This is a genomic window from Clostridioides sp. ZZV15-6598 (assembly GCF_020657705.1).
Taxonomy (GTDB): domain Bacteria; phylum Bacillota; class Clostridia; order Peptostreptococcales; family Peptostreptococcaceae; genus Clostridioides; species Clostridioides difficile_F.
Map to the genome: position 1 here is coordinate 1 of NZ_JAGWCS010000257.1, position 1,776 is coordinate 1,776.

The following is a 1,776-nucleotide window of genomic DNA, read 5'->3' on the forward strand; positions in this document are numbered from 1 at the left end:
AGTTATGTCAGCCAGTTGCCAAAAAGATATTTTTCTTTTTGTTTTTATGAAAGTTTTTTAGGGGGATAATAATATATGTTTAGAGATAAAATGGATAGATGTACACATATATTAACTGCTTATATCAGTAGTTCATATGATTATTGTGATTTTATAGATACACAGTTAGATGATTTTATACTGGAGTACGGAGAAAATGTAGTAGAATCTTGTTTGCATCAAGTGATGGTATTGGTAAGTAAGTATAATTAAATAGACCTTATTTTCTAGAACACCCTTTTTAGTTTTATCTACTTTTAAATAGCCTTATGTTAAAAAATTAATTAAAATATATTTCTAGCATTCACAGTTTTATTTTTGTTAAAATACGATATAATGAAGATGTAAATCTGTGTTAAAAACAAAAAAGAAACTACAATCTATTAGCCTAGAGCGAAGTTTCAAATTCAAAATAATTTAAGTAATGATTTATTCATTAAAATCGTCTTGATTGCCATCAGGATGATTTTTTAGTTTATGTAAAGATTCTTTTAATATACTTATAGAATCCAATAATATTATTGTACCTTTATTACGAAAAAGTTCTTTCACATGCTCATTCATATATCTACACAAAATATAAAAAAATGATATAATCCAAGTGAAAATAGCATTTTTATATATATTAATATAAAATTTTATTTTTATTTGTATCATAAATATACTCAAATCATATATATATATTAGGATATTGAATTTATCCTAATAAAAATATAGGAGTGGTAAAGAGTGGATAATGCAAAAAATTTAGAATATTATAAAAATAATTTAGAATCACATTCTAGTGATTTAATGAAATTAGTAATTGGATTGACACAAGAAGAATGTTTAAATACAAATTCAAGAGCTTATTTAACACCTTGTACAATATGGAGAATAATAAAATATTTTCTAGTTGGAGAAAGTTATGATTTATCTGCTACAAAAATTAAGTTGGATTTTCAGGAAGATTTAAATTTCAATTTAGATAATGGGATATTAAATGAGCTTTGTGAAGAATTAGAAGACCTAATAGATTCTAATTATGTACAAAATTGTAAACTTAGAGAAGCATTAAAAAGAGCTTTGAAACTATGTGAGTGTTTAGCAGAAGCTATAAAACAAATAAACTGTAATGACAAATGTGAATTTTTAGTAGGAAAATTATTTTGCTTATTAGTGCAAATTATACTTTTAATAATAGCTATTATAGCTAAAATAATTATACTATTAATATTCTGTAGTGATTGCATTTCATGTAATGATAAAAAAGACGTAAAATCTTCATTCTGTGATTGTCTAATTTGTGATTTAGAAAAAGAACTAGATCAAATAGAAGAATTAATTGATGAACTAATTAAATTAGCTATTTCATTTATAAAATGTGGTTCAAAAAAATGCAAACATGATGACTATAATGAATGTGACTGTAAACATGAGGAACATCATGAATGTAACTGTAAACATGATAAATGTAATGAATGTGACTATTGCAATATTGATTGTGAAAAAAAACCTTGTATAAATAGCTGTGAAGACAGTTTACAAGAATATTTTGATAAGTACAAAAAACAAGATTGTACAAAAAAATGTAATAAAAATTACTAAAAATCTTATTTCTATAAAAAACAAAAACTTTCAAAAATCCTGTTAAGCACAATATAGCATGTTATTTTAATCTAAGATATTTGAATGGCTAAATATATAGAATAATACAAACACTATAATTTTTTAGTTATTTGAAATATTCTATAATAA

General features: G+C 23.0%; 3 protein-coding genes. 2 read left to right on the forward strand and 1 reads right to left on the reverse strand.

Translation table 11 applies throughout. From position 1 onward, the window contains the following. Positions 1–75 precede the first annotated feature (75 nt). The gene (locus tag KGF50_RS21325; protein ID WP_227849918.1) at positions 76–252 is read left to right on the forward strand and encodes a hypothetical protein; all 177 of its coding nucleotides are present in this window, start codon (positions 76–78) and stop codon (positions 250–252) included. 216 nt (positions 253–468) lie between these two features. Here KGF50_RS21325 and KGF50_RS22450 read toward each other — a convergent pair whose 3' ends face one another. Beyond that, the gene (locus KGF50_RS22450) at positions 469–603 is read right to left on the reverse strand and encodes a hypothetical protein (protein WP_255655084.1); all 135 of its coding nucleotides are present in this window, start codon (positions 601–603) and stop codon (positions 469–471) included. A gap of 165 nt (positions 604–768) precedes the next feature. Between KGF50_RS22450 and KGF50_RS21330 the strand changes: the two genes are divergently transcribed. Next, positions 769–1,626 (forward strand): hypothetical protein, encoded by an 858-nt coding sequence (locus tag KGF50_RS21330; RefSeq protein ID WP_227849919.1) that lies wholly within the window; start codon positions 769–771, stop codon positions 1,624–1,626. Positions 1,627–1,776 lie beyond the last annotated feature (150 nt).